14 protein-coding genes are annotated in these 16,358 nt (G+C 71.0%); 7 read left to right on the top strand and 7 right to left on the bottom strand.

Going from position 1 to position 16,358, the window contains the following annotated elements; translation table 11 throughout:
* Together D7V97_RS25285 and D7V97_RS25280 are read right to left on the bottom strand one after the other, a co-directional pair.
* Positions 1-598 (bottom strand): radical SAM protein (locus tag D7V97_RS25285; RefSeq protein ID WP_120613200.1); only part of this gene is annotated, 598 nt, incomplete at its 3' end.
* A 10-nt stretch (positions 599-608) separates the two neighbouring features.
* Complete coding sequence (locus tag D7V97_RS25280; protein ID WP_120613199.1) at positions 609-2,546, bottom strand: ATP-dependent DNA helicase RecQ; 1,938 nt, start codon at positions 2,544-2,546, stop codon at positions 609-611.
* A 178-nt stretch (positions 2,547-2,724) separates the two neighbouring features.
* Between D7V97_RS25280 and D7V97_RS25275 the strand changes: the two genes are divergently transcribed.
* The 6 genes from D7V97_RS25275 (at position 2,725) to D7V97_RS25250 (ending at position 9,384) form a co-directional block, all read left to right on the top strand.
* The gene (locus D7V97_RS25275; protein WP_120613198.1) at positions 2,725-4,401 is read left to right on the top strand and encodes an asparagine synthase C-terminal domain-containing protein; all 1,677 of its coding nucleotides are present in this window, start codon (positions 2,725-2,727) and stop codon (positions 4,399-4,401) included.
* On the top strand, positions 4,386-5,579 hold the full coding sequence (locus D7V97_RS25270; protein WP_120613197.1) for a glycosyltransferase: 1,194 nt from the start codon (positions 4,386-4,388) through the stop codon (positions 5,577-5,579). The genes D7V97_RS25275 and D7V97_RS25270 overlap by 16 nt, the downstream gene beginning before the upstream one ends.
* Entirely contained in the window at positions 5,576-6,433 is an 858-nt protein-coding gene (locus D7V97_RS25265) for an ROK family protein (RefSeq protein WP_120613196.1), read from the top strand. Before D7V97_RS25270 ends, D7V97_RS25265 begins: the two co-directional genes overlap by 4 nt.
* Positions 6,434-6,477: 44 nt before the next feature.
* The gene (locus tag D7V97_RS25260; protein ID WP_120613195.1) at positions 6,478-7,419 is read left to right on the top strand and encodes an HNH endonuclease; all 942 of its coding nucleotides are present in this window, start codon (positions 6,478-6,480) and stop codon (positions 7,417-7,419) included.
* 147 nt (positions 7,420-7,566) lie between these two features.
* Entirely contained in the window at positions 7,567-8,457 is an 891-nt protein-coding gene (locus D7V97_RS25255; RefSeq protein ID WP_120613194.1) for a S1C family serine protease, read from the top strand.
* A gap of 12 nt (positions 8,458-8,469) precedes the next feature.
* Positions 8,470-9,384, top strand: coding sequence for a S1C family serine protease (locus D7V97_RS25250; RefSeq protein WP_120613193.1), 915 nt, complete (start codon positions 8,470-8,472; stop codon positions 9,382-9,384).
* 15 nt (positions 9,385-9,399) lie between these two features.
* Here the strand turns inward: D7V97_RS25250 and D7V97_RS25245 are convergent, their stop codons facing one another.
* A complete protein-coding gene (locus D7V97_RS25245) occupies positions 9,400-10,032 on the bottom strand; it encodes a hypothetical protein (RefSeq protein WP_120613192.1) in 633 nt (210 codons plus the stop codon).
* A 201-nt stretch (positions 10,033-10,233) separates the two neighbouring features.
* Here D7V97_RS25245 and D7V97_RS25240 point away from each other — a divergent pair, with 201 nt between their 5' ends.
* A complete protein-coding gene (locus D7V97_RS25240) occupies positions 10,234-11,238 on the top strand; it encodes an oxygenase MpaB family protein (protein WP_120613191.1) in 1,005 nt (334 codons plus the stop codon).
* A gap of 25 nt (positions 11,239-11,263) precedes the next feature.
* On the opposite strand, the gene D7V97_RS25235 is transcribed toward D7V97_RS25240, so the two are convergent.
* The 4 genes from D7V97_RS25235 to D7V97_RS25220 form a co-directional block, all read right to left on the bottom strand.
* Entirely contained in the window at positions 11,264-11,500 is a 237-nt protein-coding gene (locus D7V97_RS25235) for a hypothetical protein (RefSeq protein ID WP_120613190.1), read from the bottom strand.
* A 186-nt stretch (positions 11,501-11,686) separates the two neighbouring features.
* The gene (locus D7V97_RS25230; RefSeq protein ID WP_120613189.1) at positions 11,687-12,280 is read right to left on the bottom strand and encodes a thioredoxin family protein; all 594 of its coding nucleotides are present in this window, start codon (positions 12,278-12,280) and stop codon (positions 11,687-11,689) included.
* A 70-nt stretch (positions 12,281-12,350) separates the two neighbouring features.
* Entirely contained in the window at positions 12,351-14,681 is a 2,331-nt protein-coding gene (locus tag D7V97_RS25225) for a protein-disulfide reductase DsbD (protein WP_120613188.1), read from the bottom strand.
* Between the two features lie 165 nt (positions 14,682-14,846).
* On the bottom strand, positions 14,847-16,163 hold the full coding sequence (locus D7V97_RS25220) for a VWA domain-containing protein (RefSeq protein ID WP_120613187.1): 1,317 nt from the start codon (positions 16,161-16,163) through the stop codon (positions 14,847-14,849).
* Between the last annotated feature and the right edge of the window lie 195 nt (positions 16,164-16,358).

Genomic DNA, 16,358 nt, shown 5'->3' with positions numbered 1-16,358 from the left:
CGGTGGCGACGTGGGGCGGGCGGGTGCAGGTGAAGAAGCGGCCCCGGTAGACGAGGTGGCAGCGCTGCTTGAGCCAGCACTTCGCGAAGACGTCCCGCACGTCGGCGTCGGAGGCGAGGGGCGCGTCCGGGGTGATGCGCTGGAAGGCATCGATGTGCTTCACGGTGAGGTGGACACCGTGGCGTTCACAGCGCTCGGTGATGCGGGTGATGGAGCGCTCGGGCAGGGGCGCGGAGGTGTAGACGGACAGGGTCATCCGGTCGAGCCGTTCATACACGGCGTCGGGGGCGCTCTGGGCGAGGAAGCCGTTGGTGGTGATGGACACCTGTTCGGAGATGCCGGACGCGCGCACGGTGTCGAGCACGGTGGGCAGGTCCGGGTGGAGGAAGGGCTCGCCGCCGGTGAGCTTGAAGACGTTGGGCTTGAGCACGCGCGCGAGCTTGCGCAGGTCCTCGGCCAGTGCCTCTGGAGTCACGGCCCACGCGGGGAGGTGCGGCGACAGCGGGCAGCACTGCACGCAGCGGAGGTTGCAGTGCGTGGTGACGTGCGCCTCCAGGGACCAGGTGAGGACGCGGCTGTCGTGAAGCTCGTAGCGCACGGGGTGCATCCTAGCGCCCGGGGCGCTCTCCACAGAACGCGAGCACCTCCGCGAAGGGCCACTCGGTCAGGGTGCCGAAGAGCTTGTGCCCGCTGAGCTTCGCCTTCGACAGCGCGGGGCTGCTCAGGCCGCAGAGGAACCGCGCCGCCTGCCTCGGGTGGCCCAGCGCCTCCGGGTGCTTCGCGACGAGGGCTCGGAACGTGGCCGCGTCCAGGTGTTCGCGCAGATCCGGTCGGGGATGCGGCGGTGGCAACACGCGGGCCACGCCGGTGCGGCAGAACGTGCAGTGTCCGCACGGTGGGTCCCGGTGCTCACCGAAGTGGGCCACCAGCGCGTTGCTCTGACAGCCGTCATGCGTGACGAGCTGGAGCACCTCGCGCACCCGCGCCACCTCTTGCGCTTCGCGCTTCTGGAAGCGCTCCTGCAACAGGGTGACGAGCGCCTTCGTGTCCTCGTGCTCGCGCAGCCGCGCGTAGCGCTGGCGGGGTTCGGCCACCTGCGTCTCCGCGTAGCCCTGCTCCTGGAAGTAGTCGAGCGCCTTGATCACCCGGTCGCGCGGCTGACCCAGCGCCTTCGCCACTTCTTCCGGGTCGAACGTGTACCAGGTGCGTCCCTTCTTCGCGTGCGCGAACAGGTCCTTCACGAACCGCGCGCGCTCGCCCTGGAACCTGCCGATGAGCTCCTCCAGCGACCCTGTGGGCTGCACCTTGTAGCCCGCGTAGAACGGCGTGCCCTGGCGCAGCACGCCCTCCAGCTCCAGGTACGTGAGCGCCGTGCGCAGCACCAATGGCCGCAGGTCGTGACGGTTCCCCAGCGCGTACAGATCCAGGTGCAGCTCGGGCCCGGCGGCCAGCAGCCCCGTCACCAGTCCCTCCAGGGCCTCCGGCAGCGGCGTGTCCCCGAGCGCGAAGTTCTCCAGCGTGGGCACGTCATCCGGGCACACCAGCAGCTCCACCACGGAGGGCTTGCCGTCGCGTCCTGCTCGGCCGATCTCCTGGCTGTAGCTCTCCAGGCCCTTGGGCAGGTTGTAGTGGTACACCGCGCGCACGTCCGCCTTATCGATGCCCATCCCGAACGCGATGGTCGCCACGACGATGCCCTTCGAGGACGCGGTCCACGCGTCCTGCACCCGCGCGCGGTCCTCCGACTCCAGGCCCGCGTGGTAGGCGTTCGCGGGCAGCCCTTCGGCGGAGAGGAAGGCCGCGATGCGTTCGGCGGTCTTCTGCAGCGTGACGTAGACGATGGTGGAGCCAGGGGACCGTGACTTCAGCCGCTCCACCAGCAGCGCGTCGCGCATCTCCACGCCCGTGGGCGTCGTCTCCAACGTGAGGTTGCCCCGGTAGAAGCCGGTGACGACCGCGTTCGCTTCCGGGATGCCGAAGCCCTCGCAGATGTCGTGCACCACTTGAGGTGTAGCGGTGGCGGTGAGCGCCAGGATGCGCTCGGCCTCCAGTGTCCGCGCCGCCTGCGCGAGCTTGAGGTAGTCCGGCCGGAAGTTGTGGCCCCACTCGGAGACGCAGTGCGCTTCATCCACCGCGAACAGGGAGATCCGCAGCTCACTCAGCAGGCCCATGAAGCGCTCGTTGTTGAAGCGCTCGGGTGCCACGTAGAGCAGCTTGAGCGTCCCGTCCCGCAGGGACTCCGTCACCGCGCGAGACTCCTCCAGGGACAGCGACGAATCCAGCCGCGCCGCGCGGATGCCCTTGCGGCCGAGCGCGTCGATCTGATCCTTCATCAACGCGATGAGCGGTGACACCACCACGGTGAGTCCGTCGAGGAGCAGCGCGGGGAGCTGGTAGCACAGCGACTTGCCGCCGCCGGTGGGGAACACCGCGAGCGCGGAGCCTTCAGGCTTCAACAGCGCCGTGAGCACCTCGCGCTGTCCGGGCCGGAAGGACTCCAGCCCGAAGCGCTCCCGCAACACGACGTCCACCGCATCCTCCCGCATGTCCCGCCCTCTCCTGTTCAACGTGAAACGTGGTCCCTGCCGCGCGGACAGCATCACCTCGTGACGGGCCATGCGCCGCGCCACGAGCGTTCCCCTGCACGGTGAGACGGCTGCTTGAACAGCGCCAAGGAGCGCGACTCTACATGAGCGTGACGCCGGCCCTTATGATGCCGCCGTCATGCCGACCCGGACTCCCGCCGCGCCGCCCCAGGCCAGGACGCCCGCGAGTGGCCTGTCCGCCCGAGCGGTGGCCGACCTGCTCTGCCACGCACGCGCGACCCACGCGCTCCTGGGGCCGGGGCTCATCGTGACGCTGCCGCGGAGGGTGCGGGATGCGCGTATGCCTGAAGACGTGGACACGCTCGCCGGGCAACTGCTGGCCGTCTGGTCCGACACCGTGCGAGCCCACGTGGAGGCAGGCACGCACGACGTGAGCCTGAGCGGCGGAGTGGACAGCGCGGCCCTCTGCGCGATGGCCGCGCGCCATGCACCCGGGAAGGTGCGCGCGTGGACCATGGACGTGCACTTCGCGGATGCGACGGAGCGGAGCAACGCGCAGCGGATGGCGCGGGTGACAGGCGCGGAGCTGGTGGACGTGCGCATCCCGGATGCCGTGCTCCCGGACCTCTTCGAGCAAGCGGTCATCACCAACCGGGCCGTCATCCTCAACGCCCGGGCCGTGGCGAGCTTCGCGTTCTACCGGGAGGCCCACCGGCAGGGCGCGGGCCCCGTCCTCTTGAGCGGAGCAGGCGCGGACGAAGTGCTCCGGGGCACGCCCGGCGCGATGACCTCCGCGAAGGCCCGTGTGGATGAGGACCGGGCCCTGGCCATGGAAGTCCTGAGACACGACGCGCCAGCGGTCATGGACGCCCTGCGAGAGGCGTTCCCAGGCGGGGCGCGCGATCAGGCGCACGCGATGGACAGCGGGAGACACAACCCACGCGAGGGCCGGGCGCACGCAATGGACGCCTCGAACCACGACGCGCCTGCGGTTGTGGACAACTTGCGGGCGCCGTTCCCAGGCGGCGCGCGCGATCATGAAGAAGCCCCCGGAGCCAGGAGGGGGGCTGTGGACAACCCGGGAACGCCTTCTCGCAAGGCCCCCGGTAGCGATCAGAAGTCAGACACCCGCACGGAGCCACCCGCAGGGGAAAGCAGGCCCGCGCCCCCTGAAGCCGGCGGTTGCGATCAACCGGCGGGTCCACGCAGCGCGCAGCAGCCTGTGGACAACTTGAGGGGTGTTTCCGAGGGCGTGAACAGCGATCACGCCCTGCCATCCCCCCCTGTGGACAACCTGGGGGCCATGCTCGCGGCGATGCCTCCTCCCTGGGATCTGACGCCGGAAGAGGGGCCCGAATCCGAAGAGCTCCGCTACGCGGAATGGGTCCTGCGGGAGCTCATCCTCCCGCCCGAACTGAATGGCGCCCGCGCCCATGGCCTCACGGTCCGCACACCCTACCTGGACGCAGGCTTCACGGAGGCAGCCCTCGCGTTGCCGGAGTCCGTGTTGCTGCGGGACGGGTTCGGCAAATGGCTGTTCCGGCACGCCGTGCGCTCTCTCGTGCCCGACGAGGTGCGCCTCGCGCGCAAGACGCCCCGATATGGCCACACCGCGCTCTCCAGTCCGGTGCGGCCACGCTGGCTGGAGCTGTACAGCACCTGGCTGTCCCCCGCCCGCCTGGAGCCGCTCCAGGTCATCGACCCCCAAGCCGTCTCGAAGCTGCTGGAGCGCTACACGCGCCTGTCGCCCGAGGACGCACTCGCCGGAGTGATGGATCGGTTGTTGATGCGCCTCGTGTCCCTGGCCATGCTCCAGGCCCACACCGAGGCGCACCCATCATGTCCCGAGTCCTGATCGCCACCTCGCCCGAGAAGGGCCACCTCAACCCGATGGTCGGGGTGGCCCAATGGCTGCGCCGCCTGGGGCACACCGTCGGTTGGCTGTGCATCCCCGAACCTTCACCGCAGCTCGACGGCCTGGGCGTGGAGGTGCTGCACCTGCCCCACCGCGAAGCCGCGCCTCCGGGCATCGAGACCGGAGGCGAAGCCCTGGCGAAGCTGGTGCTGGATGACGTGGCGCTGGGCAAGTGGATCCGCGGCCTGCTGCTGGACGCCGCACCCGCGCTCCTGGAGCCCGTGCGCGAGGTGGTGCGAGCCTTCCGTCCCGACGTGATGGCCCTGGATGGGATGCAGTACGCAGCCGTGCTCGCGGCGCACACGGAAGGCATCCCCTGGGCGGGCGTCTCCTCCGCGCTCACGCTGCTGGAGCCCCGGCCGGAGATCCCCCTGCTGCGCAACGTGCGGGCGCTCGCGGAGGACCGACAGGCGCTGTTCCGGAGTCACGGCTTCGACGCGCGCTTCCGCACCTGCGAGTGCCTGTCGCCCCGACTCAACGTCATCTTCGCCACCGAGGCCTTCCTGGGCCCGGACGCGGGAGTGCCCCCGAACACGCTGCTCGTCGGCCCCTCGATTCCGCCCGACCCCCGAGGCGACGAGGTGCCCTTCCCCTGGGAGCGCCTGGGCGACAAGCCCGTGCTGTACGTGTCCTTCGGCAGCCAGATCTCCTATCAACCAGAGCTGTTCCGCCTCATCGCGGAGGCGGCGCGACCGTTCGGCGTGACGCTGGTGTTGTGCGCGGGAGCGCTGGCCGACACGGACTTCCCGAACACGCTGCCCGGAGACGTGGTGGCGGTGCCGTACACCCCACAGCGGCAGGTGCTGGAGCGAGCGGCCGCGTTCATCTCCCACGGCGGCGCGAACTCCGTGATGGAGGCGATGACGGCGGGCGTGCCCATGTTGCTGTTGCCGGTGTGCAACGACCAGCCAGTGCAGGCGCACTTCCTGGAGAAGTCCGGAGCAGGGCTCGCAAGGGATCCACGGCACCTCACGGTGGAGACGTGTCGCGACGCCATCGCGCAGCTCCTCGCGCCCACGTCACCGATGCGCGAGCGAGTGGCGGAGATCTCCCGCTCCTACCGGGCCCACGACGGAGCCAGGACCGCCGCGGAACGCATCGCCGGACTCGTCGCATGACGTCCGTGCGCTGGAGTCCGCGCAGGCATCACCCGCCAGGCATCACCCCGCTGGAGGTGTGGAACCTGCCTGTGTTCGGCAGCGAGCTGTGGGAGCTGCTGGGCTCATCGTGGGTGGAGGACGACCGGCGCGCGGGAGTCGCCGGCACCACGCTCTCCAGACGCCTGATGCCCCCGCTGGCCGCGGCGCTCGAACTGCTGGTGCAGCGACACGCACCGGATGCGGCGTACCTGAGCGGAGGGCTGGCGGAGCTGGACGGTTTCCAGACCGCGTTGAAGGAAGCCACGGCCACCCTGCCCTGCCCGGTGTACCTCGCGCCCACGCCACGCTTCGCCCCCGTGCACGCGGGCCTGCGCATGCTGGAGGCCCAGGGATTTACCGCCCCCGTCTGCATGGACGTGGGCCAGACCAGCATCAAGTGCGCACGCCCCGGATCAACGCGAGTCTTCGAACGGGACCTGTCCGCCTTGCCGCCCCTGTACATCGGACAGCCAAGACCCGAAGACGGGCACCACATCCGCGACACCGTGGCCTTCATCGCGGGCGCGTTGAGCACGTTCCTCGCGGAGGACACACGGACCGCGCCGGACGCACTCTGCCTCGCGCTGCCGTGCCCGCTGGATGAAGATTTGACGCCAGGAGGCTGCACCTACGGCTTCGAAGGCGCGGCCTCACTCGTCCCGGACATCCTCGCCCGCGCCGGCCTGCCGGAGCGCGGAGGCCCGGTGCTCGTGCTCAACGACGCGGAGCTGGCGGCCGAATCCGCGAGGCATGACGGCCGGGTCACGGGCCGCAAGGTGCTGTGCATGTCCCTGGGCTTCGGCCCGGGAGGCGCCCTGTTCGACCGGGGCTGACGTGACACGCGGGAGGGGGAGCCTGGTAGCCTGGTCGAAGACCCGTGACCACGCCCTCCGACAACGACCAGGCCATCCGCCTGGCGGCCTTCAAGACCCTGGAGGGGTTGGTGGAGCGGCACGGCGACGTGCTGCCCTGGGACGTCATCCAGGAAGGCTTCACGCTCCACCGCGAACAGCACCTGTTCGCCAACCGGTCGCGAGGCATCTTCTGGCCCCGGCAGATGCAGGAGACCGCGCTGTCCATCAAGACCACGGTGCCACGCGGCTCACGGGTGGCGCGGTACGACGATGACAACGTGGCCTCGGACGGAGCCTTCCTCTACAAGTTCCAGGGCACGGACGTGGAGGCCCGCGACAACCGCCGGCTCGTGCGCGCGCAGCAACTGGACGCGCCGCTCATCTACTTCTACGGCATCGAGCCCGGCCTGTATCAACCGCTGTGGCCCGTCTACATCTCCGACGTGGATCTCGCCTCGCACTCCTTCCACGTCATGGTGTCCGCGCCCGAAACAGTGAAGCAATTCCAATCCACCCCGTTCGTGGCGGACGCGAAGATGCTCGCGGTGGAGCGCCGCTACACGACGGTGCAGACCAAGAAGCGCCTGCATCAGGTCGCCTTCCGCCGGCACGTCCTGCGCGCCTACGAAGAGCGCTGCGCGGTGTGCGGCTTCCCTCGCACGGAGTTGCTGGACGCCGCTCACATCCTCCCCGACCACGACGTCCGGGGCCACGCGGAGGTCCCCAACGGACTGGCCCTCTGCCGGCTTCATCACGGCGCCTTCGACACGAACCTGATGGGCTTCCGCCCGAATGGGGTCATCGAGCTGGCCCCCAGCCTGCTCGCCACCCACGACGGTCCAACGCTGGAACACGCGCTCAAAAGCTTCGTCGGCAAGTCGCTCCAGCTGCCTCGTGCCAACGAGATGCGTCCCAAGAAGCTCTACCTGGAAGAGCGCTACGAGCGCTTCCGCAAGGTGGGCTGAAGCGCCCTGCCCGAAGCACCGGGCACACGCACGACCCAGGCTGGATGGCGGGGCTTCCTACCCGAATGGGCAGGTCCGCCTCCTGCCCGGTTCGCCGATGTGGCGCGACTTCGAGCCCCTTAGTTTCAGGCTCGAAAGGAACACCCCATGTCCACCGACGCCCTCCAGTCCCTCTCGCAGTCCATCTCCACCGTCGTCGAGCGCATCGCTCCCTCCCTCGTCCGCGTCGAGGCCCGCCGTCGCCGCGGCGCCAGCGGCATCGTCTGGGACGCCGACGGTCACATCCTCACCACCAGCCACGCCGTTGAACACGAAGGCTCCATCCAGGTGGGCCTCGCGGACGGCCGCTCGGTCTCCGCGGAGCTCGTCGGCCGCGACCCGAGCACCGACCTCGCACTCCTCAAGGCCGATGTCACCGGCCTCACCGCGCTCGCGCCCACGCCGCTCGATGGCGTGAAGGTGGGCCATGTGGTGCTCGCCATCGGGCGTCCGGGGCGCACCGCGCGGGCGACGCTGGGCATTGTCAGCGCGTTCGGCGGCGACTGGCGCACGCACGCGGGCGGACAGGTGGACCGCTACCTGGAGACGGACGCGGACCTGCCGCCCGGCTTCTCCGGTGGCGCGCTGGTGGACGCGCAGGGGCGCTTCCTCGGCATCCCCACGGCGGCCTTCTCGCGCACCGCCGCGGTCATCATCCCCGGCGACACGCTGACCCGCGTGGCGAACTCGCTGCGGGAGCACGGCGGTATCCGCCGCGGCTACCTGGGCGTGGGCGCCTACCCGGTGCGCCTGCCGCGCGAAATCGACGGCACGAAGGCGGGGCTCATCCTGCTGTCGGTGGATCCGGAAGGGCCCGCGCAGAAGGCCGGGCTGCTCCTGGGCGACGTGCTGGTGAGCCTGGGCGGCCAGTCGCTCCACGGCGTGGAGGACCTGTTGGGCTACCTGGGCGACGAGAAGGTGGGCACGTCCATCCAGGCGAAGGTGCTGCGCGCGGGCGAGCTGCGCGAGGTGCCCGTCACCGTGGGCAAGCGTTCGTGAAAGGAGCCGACCATGAACCTGTTGCAGCAGCTCTCCGATGACCTGGAAGGACTCGTCGCCCGCGCCGCTCCGGCGGTGGTGGGCGTGGAGCACGCGCGCGGCCACGGCACCGGCCTGTTCCTGACGCCGGACGGCTACGTGCTCACCAACCGGCACGTGGTGATGCGCACGCCGAAGCGGCTCACCGTGCAGCTCCACAACGGCGAGGAGCGACGGGCGACGCTCGTGGGCGGAGATGCCCCCACCGACCTCGCGGTGGTGCGCGCGGAGGGAGACGACTTCCCCACGCTGCCGCTCGCGGATCCGGAGACGGTGAAGGTGGGCCAGCTCGTGATGGCCATTGGCAATCCCTTCCGTCTGGAGCAGTCGGTGTCGCTGGGCGTGGTGAGCGCCATCAACCGCTCCATCACCCTGCCCGACGGCGTCATCCTGGAAGGGATGCTCCAGACGGACGCGGCCATCAACCCGGGCAACTCCGGCGGGCCGCTGCTCGACACGCGCGGGCGCGTGGTGGGGCTCAACACGCTGGTGCTCCCGTTCGCGCAGGGCATCGGCTTCGCGGTGAGCGCCACCACGGCGTCCTGGGTGGCGAGCCTGCTCATCCAGCGCGGCAAGGTGGACCGGAAGTTCCTGGGCATCGCCGCCACGGCGGTGAACCTGGAGCCCGCGCTCGCCCGAGACACGGGCCAGCTCCGCGCCGTGCGAGTGCTCAAGGTGCAGGACGGCACCCCGGCCAATGACGCGGGCCTGCTGCCCGACGACCTGCTGCTCGGCATCAACAGCCGGCCGGTGAGCAGTGTGGACGACCTGCAGCGCTTGATGGCGCTCGCCACCGAGGAAGAGGTGCACCTGGACGTGCTGCGCAAGGGACGCCGCAAGGGCGTCTCCGCCCGCGCCCGGAACCGCCGCGAGCCCGCGGCGGCGTGACCCGCACCCGGGAGCTCACGGCCACGTCAGCATCAACCCGATTCCATTCGGGGCGGGCACCAGCCGCGCCGTGAGCTCCCCATTCAGTCGCGCGTTGAGGAACGTCAGCACGCCGTCGAACACGAGCAGGAACCCACCCTGCACGAGCAGGCTCTTGCCCCACCCCTTCAGGCGCACCGAGTCCTTGCGCATCCCGCGCTCCCACAAGAGGCCGCCGAAGGCGATGTAGCCCACGTCCAGGCCCGCGTTGAGCAGCAGCAGCTTCTCCATCCGCTGTCCCTCGGAGAGGCTGCGCGCCAGGTCCCACGCACCCGGATCCGCGGTCGCCTGTCCGTGATAGCCGAGCGCCGCGATGGTCAGGTTGACCAGGTTCCAGGCCGCGTTCGCCTGGAAGAAGGCCCGCGTCTCGCCCTCGCTCGCGAAGTGGCCCGCCACGCCCGTGCCGATGTTCAGCACCGCCCAGCCGAACAGGATGCCCATCGCCGTGCGGTTCACCCGCACCGCCTCCGCGTTGTGCTCCGCGAGCCACGCCTTCCCATCCGCGGGAGGCGGAGCCACCGAGGCCTCCTGTCCCTGCGCCACCCACGGCATCGCGAGGAACAGCAGCACCAGGACGAAGCAGGAGCGCGCGAGGCGGGCGGTGGCCATGCGGGCACTCTAGGCGCGTGTGGGCCACCGCGTGCGCCGGTCAACGCTCCCGTGGCCGCTGGGGCGGAGCGGAGGTCCCTCCGTGCGAACCCAACCGTCTCAAAACAGGAACGCGCGGCGCCGCCTCCTGGTTGTCACCCCGCGCCGCGTGTCACGCTGGGTGGCTGGCCGCCCTCCGCACCGCTTCCCGGAGCAACCCCCATGAACGAACCGGCATCCCAGGTCAGCCCCCCGATGGACGCCGTTCCCGCGGGCTGCCCCTTCGCGGCCGGTGCAGGCCCGGCTCGGAGTGCCCGCCCGGACACCCGTGTGCCCGGCCCCACGTACCGCAAGCCCTTCTGGCGGCCGCGCTCCCCCGAGGTGCGCCGGGAGATCGCCTCCCTGGACGCGCGGCGCGACTGCCAGCGCATCGTGCACCTGCTGACCAACTACGAGTTCCCGTTCGACATGCAGCGCTCGACGGAGATCGCCCTCTTCCACACCTACGGCAGCCGCTCCGTCTCCCGCCTCCTGGACCGCACCGGTGAGTTCAACAAGCGCGGCCAGAAGCGCTACGACGACACGCGGCTGCTCATCGCGCAGTTCATGGAGTGCGGCTGGGACGTGGAGGCCGGACGTCGCTCGCTCGAGCAGATGAATCACATCCATTCGTTCTTCCGCATCCCGAACGAGGACTACCTCTTCGTGCTGTGGACCTTCATCGATTTCCCCATCCAGTGGATGAACGACTTCGGCTGGCGCCGATTCACCGCGCATGAGCGCGAAGCCTGGTTCCATTTCTGGTGTGAGATTGGCCGTCGCATGGGCCTGCGCGACATCCCGGAGGACAAGCCCGCCTTCGACGCCTACGTCCGCGCCTACGAGGAGAAGGAGCTCGTGCCCAGCGAGGCCAGCCACCGCGTGGCCCAGGCCACGATGGACATCCTGGCCGGCTGGCTGCCGCGCCCGCTGCGTGCCCTGGTGGAGCCCATCAGCCTCAGCCTCGTGCCGCCCCGGCTGCTGCCCGCCATCCAGTTCGCGCCGCCGCCCACCTGGGTCGGCGGCCTGACGCGCGCGGCCCTCAAGCTGCGCAAGCACGTCAAACGCTATGTCTCGCTGGAGCGCTACCCGTCCCCCATCGAGGGCAGCCTCAACCGCACCTATCCCGGCAATGCCTACCAGATTGAAGGGCTGGGGCCGGAGTTCGCCCACCGGGATGGCGCCTGAGCCGGCGGCCCCACCACAGCCCCGTCTACCGGTCGCCGTCGTCGCTGAGCGGAGGCGCTTCGCGCGCCGGCTCCGTGCCCTTCTCGGCGCCGTAGCCGCCGATCCCCTTCTGGAGGATGCGGTCCTCGCCCACGTCCTCGTCCGTCACGTCCCCTCGCTCGGTGCCCGGGCGTTGGTGCCTCGCCTCGCGCTCCAGCGACTCGGCGCTCTGGGTGTCGGTGCGCTCGGTCCCCTTGACGGGTTTGCCCTTGTTGCTGGCCATGGTCGCGTCTCCTGTCTGGAGGAAAAGGTCCGGCGCCTCCTCCCCTTCGACAAGACCGCACCCGAGCCGCCGCGCCCCAGGCCGGCCGCGAGACGCACCGCCCACCGGGCCGGCCTCCGGAAATGAAAAAGGCCCGCGTCCCACCGGGGGACACGGGCCTCGCTCACGTCACGGCTACGGGACGGCTCAGCTCTTGTTCTTGTACTTCACCGAGCAGCCATACGGCTCGGACGTCGCCGTCGGCACCTGCTGGCCGGCGAGGAGCGCGTCCACCGCGGTCTTCACGTAGTTGGTCTTCACCGTGCCCTTGCCGCGCGGATCATCGTCGATGGCGCCCGCGTAGCGCACCACGCCCTGCCCGTCGATGACGTACATGTGCGGGGTCGTCTTGGCGGCGTAGGTCTTGCCCACCGTGCCGTCCGTGTCGAGCAGCACCGGCTGGCTGAAGCCCTCCTTCTTCTTCCACTCCGCCACGGCCTTCGCGTCGTGCGTGGAGGTGGAGTCCACCGTCAGCCACACCACCTTCTTCGCGTCGAAGCCCTTCTGCGTCGTCTGCATCGTCTTGGCCTCGTAGTGCCGCTTCACGAACGGGCACTCCGAGTTCGTCCACTCCAGCACCACGACCTTGCCCTTGTACTCCGACAGCGAGTGCGCCTTGCCAGCCTCGTCCTTGAGCGTGAACGCGGGAGCCTCCGCGCCCACCTTCGCGGGGGTTTCGGCGAGGACGGGAGCTCCCACGAAAGCCACGGTGAGCGCGAGTGCCTTGAAGACCTGCTTCATGACGGAACCTCCAGAGAGTTGAACGCTGCGCAACAACACCACTGACATCACATCCCGCCCGACTCCTACCTCAGGGCCGGGCACACACCACCGAGCCGCCCTTCAGCGGCGACCCGCATTCCGCCGCGCGCCGCACCGCCTGGATGACACTGTCGGCGGTGAGCAGCTCGTTGAGCACCTCGGGCTTGTCCGGCGCGCCCGGGCTCAACACCAGGTACATCGGCACGCCCGCGCGGCCGTGCTCCGCCAGCTTCGTGGTGATGCGCGCATCCCGGCGCGTCCAGTCCGCCACGAAGAAGGCCACGTTGTGCTTCATGAACGCCTGCCGCACGTCCTCGCGCGACAGCACGGTGCGCTCGTTGAACTTGCACGTCAGGCACCAGTCCGCCGTGAAGTCCACGAACACCGGCTGCCCCGCCGCCAGCGCCGCCGTCACCGCCGCCTCGTCCCACGGCTGTGAGCCGCCATGCGACGACGCCACCGCCCCGCGCGCGTCCAGCGCCGCCTGCGCCTCGTCGAAGCGCAGCGCCACCGCGCCCGCCCCCACCAGCGTCAACACCGCCAGCGCCACCGTCACGCCCCGGCGTCCGCCCTCCAGCCCCTGCGATTGCCCATACAGCCACGTGCCCAGGCCCACCGCGATGAGGAACGCGAGCAGCCGCGCCATCCCATCCACGCCCGCGAGCCCCCCCATCACCCACACCAGCCACACCGTGGTGCCCAACAGCGCGAAGCCCAGGAACTGCTTGCCGCGCTCCATCCACATGCCCGGCTTCGGCAGCTTCTTCGCGAGCCCCGGCACCAGCACCAGCACACAGAAGGGCAGCGCCAGCCCCAGCCCCAGCGCCAGGAACACCGCCACCACCGTGGCCGCTCCGGCCGCGAACGCGAAGCCCACCGCCGTGCCCAACAGCGGCGCCGAACACGGCGTGGCCAACACCACCGCCAGCACGCCCTCGCCCGCGCTGCGCATCAGGCCGTGGCTCTGATCCACCTTGCCCGCGAGCGCCGTGCCGTCCGTGCCCAGGTTGTAGACGCCGAAGAGGTTGAGCGCGAACGCCACCAGCACCGCGCTCACGCCCGCGACGAACAGCGGCTCCTGGAACTGGAAGCCCCAGCCCACGCTGTTGCCGCCCGCGCGCACCACCAGCACCGCGCCCGCCAGCAGCATCATCGTCGCCAGGATGCCGCCCGCGTACGCCGCCGCGTGCGGCGCCACCCGGCCCTTCTCCTCCTGCACCATCCGCGTGAAGCCATACGCCTTGAGCGCCAGCACCGGGAACACGCACGGCATCAGGTTGAGCAGCGCACCACCCAGGAACGCGAACAGCAGCGCGAGCCCCAGCCCCATCGGGGACTCCACCGCCGCGGGCGCGCTCGCCACGGCCGCGGGCTTCACCTTGCCCAGCGCGTCCTTCATCGACGGCACCTTCAGCGGCGCCGCGCCCGCCACCGCGACTCCACCCGCCGCCGCCACCACCGGCGCGAGCGGCGCGTCCACGTCCATCGCCGTGAAGCCCGTGGCCGCCGTGCCCAGGCGCAGCGCGCCCGTGAGCCGGGGCTCGCCCTTCGGCACCACCGACGAGGCCTGCCCCGTCAGCGCGAAGCGGCCCGGGCCCGTCTGCTTCAGCGCCACGGTGTCCACGCCCGAGATGCGGCCGGGCACGAAGAAGTCACCCTCCACGTTCCCCGCGAGCGGCTTGCCGTCCGCCGTCGTCACGGTGAGCGTGCCGGTGAACGGCTTGCCCGCGGTGAGCGTCGCGCCGTCCAGCGCCAGCGCCACGCGCGGCGCACCGTCAGCGCCCGGGGCCGCCGGCACCTGGGCCTGCGACGCGTCGAACAGCGGCGCGAACTCCGCGTCCGGCACCGTCTCCGGCCCCACCGGCAGCGTGCGCGACAGCACGAGCTGCGCGGGGATGCAGTGCACCTTGCACGCGAGCGCATCCACCGCCGCCGACACCGTCAACGCGCCGGTGGCCGCCGTGGACACGCGCGCGGGGGCGAACAGCAGCACCTCGTCGTGGTAGCCGTGCGTGGTGATGAAGCCGTCCGGCGTGCGGAACGTCTGCGGGAACGGCCAGCGCAGGTCGCCCACCGTGACGCCCGGCACGTCCCACGACACCTCCGTCGCGAGCCCCGAGTCCCCGGGGTTCTTCCAGTAGACGTGCCACTCCGGATCCAACCGCAGGCGCACGCCCACGCGGAAGTCGCCGCCCGCCTTCACCTGCGTGGCGTCCAGGAGCAGCGCGCCTTCCAGCCGCGGGTCTCCCTCGTCCGGCGCGGTGCTGCCCACGGCGGAGGCCGGCAGCGCGGCCTGGGCCACCGCCGCCAGCAGCAACATCCCCACCGCGCCCACACCTGCGAGCCGGTTTCCTGACTTCTTGCGCCACGGATGCGTCATGCGACTCCCGTTAATCCACCTGGGAACGCCGTGCTACCTGGGATGCGTCCCCTGAGGGCCCACTGAACCTTCCAGGCAGCCGGGCATTCCTCATGCCTGTACGCCGGGCGTCAGGGCCCGGTTTCAGGTCCCGACGCCCTCACGGACGGCCCGGAGGGGAAGGTGTTACGACTCCTCGCCCGTCTTCCAGGGGAGGAGTCCCGCCGCGGCGCCCTTGCCCGCGGGCAGCGCGGGGCCGCCATTCGCCCCGGCGGGAAGCGCCACGGGCACGGCCGGACCGATGCGGCTCATGGTGATGCGGGACACCTCCGACTGGGCCCGGCGCACCCCCAGCGCGGAAGGCTGCGCGGCGCGCCGCTCCACCGCCCGGCGCAGGTCCGCCAGCCGATCCACGTGCCGCTGCGCGGGCACTTCCGCCGACCCCAGGCGGGCCAGCTTGTAGAGCCCCTTGTCCGCGCCTTCGAGCGCCCGCTCGGCCGCCTCCTGCTGCCGCTTGGAGAGCGCCTTCCACGCGGCGGCCTCGCACGCGACGAGCTCCAGCTCCGCGGACACCGCGCGCACGAAGCGGCCCTCTTCACTGTCCGGCAACAGGCGCGTCACCGGGATGGAGATGCGCCGGGTGTCGTTGTTCTCCGTGTAGGAGGCGGTGACGGAGAGGTTCCACTCGCCCTTCTCCAGCACCCCGGCGAAGAGGACGCGGCGCGCGAACGCGTGCGACACCGCCCCCAGCGCGGCGCTCATCGCGTCCCCCTCCACGCGCGACGGATAGCGGTGGCGGCAGCGCAGGTCCGCGAAGCCCGTGGGCAGCACGTACACGCGCGCGTCGGACACCACCTCGCCGAACAGCTCCGCGCCCAGCGCGCCCACCGCCAGCGGCAGCCCCTCCGCGTCGTCCACGTGCGTGAAGCCCGTGCCGGAGGGGCCCGTGAGCGCCTCCAGGATCTCCGGCAGGTAGTGCCGCCCCAGCCCCAGCGCGTGCAGCGCCACGCCGGAGTCCGTCACCCGCGTGCCCAGCACCTTGAACTCGCCCAGCGCGGTGGGGCCCACGGAAGGCTCACCGTCGGTGAGCATCAGCAGCTGCGGCCGGGCGCCCGGCACCAGCACGCGCCGCACGGCCTCCGCGCCGCGCTCCACGGCCTCGTGCAGCGCGGTGCCCTCGCCGGACTCCAGGCGCGACAGCGTCTTCAGGAAGGCCGCCTTCGCGCCGGGCTCCATCGCGCGCACGGGCAGCACCTGCTCCGCATCCGCGTCGAAGGTGAGCAGGCCCACGTAGTCGCGCGGCCCCGCACGCTCCACCAGCGCGCGCGCCGCCTCCACCGCCGCCGCCAGGGGCGCGCCGCGCATGGACGCGCTGCGGTCGATGACCAGGTTCACCGCCACCGGCGCCCGAGGCGTCTCCGCTTCGGCCTCCAGCGTCACGAGCAGCAGCACTTCGCGGCCGCTGTCCGCGTCGCGCTCCACTGCCCAGGCCGTCTGCTTCATCCGCACTCCCGCATGGTGGATGGGGCCCATCCTGCCGCGAATCCATCGCGAAGACTCCCCCTGGCCCCGGACGCCCCATGCAGGGCCCGCGTCCGTCCCGGAAGTCCTGTCGCTCGCACCCAGGATGTCGGGTTTCCGGTGGTGAAAGCAACGTGGCGACGTTCCGGGGCGCGCTCAACGAGCGCCGCTTCGGCT

It is taken from the genome of Corallococcus sp. CA053C, from assembly GCF_003611675.1.
Classification (GTDB): domain Bacteria; phylum Myxococcota; class Myxococcia; order Myxococcales; family Myxococcaceae; genus Corallococcus.
Note: the sequence above shows the minus strand (reverse complement) of the source record. Positions and strands in the feature narration are given on the sequence as shown.